Source organism: Cellulomonas sp. GbtcB1, assembly GCF_019091725.1.
In the GTDB taxonomy this organism is placed as follows: Bacteria; Actinomycetota; Actinomycetes; order Actinomycetales; family Cellulomonadaceae; genus Cellulomonas.
Genome location: NZ_JAGXJG010000663.1, coordinates 1 through 231 on the forward strand (window position 1 = coordinate 1; position 231 = coordinate 231).

Genomic DNA, 231 nt, shown 5'->3' on the forward strand with positions numbered 1-231 from the left:
GACCACGCTGCCGCGGCCGTATGCCGGGCCGTTCCGGATCTGGCACGGCTCGGCCACCTCCCGGTTCGCCGTCGAGCTCGCGGCGCGGTGGGGCGACCCGGTCGTCACCGCGAACGCCCTGCAGCCGCGGGAGAACTACGCCGTGCTGCTCGACCACTACCGCGTGCAGTACGCCGCGCACGGCCACGACCCGGCCCGCGCGTACGTCGGCTCCGGCTCCTGCGGGCTGTT

The 231-nt window shown here is 75.3% G+C and carries 1 protein-coding gene; it reads left to right on the top strand.

Annotated features, from left to right (window positions below):
• Positions 1-231 (top strand): LLM class flavin-dependent oxidoreductase (locus KVT14_RS21720; RefSeq protein ID WP_217617425.1); only part of this gene is annotated, 231 nt, incomplete at both ends.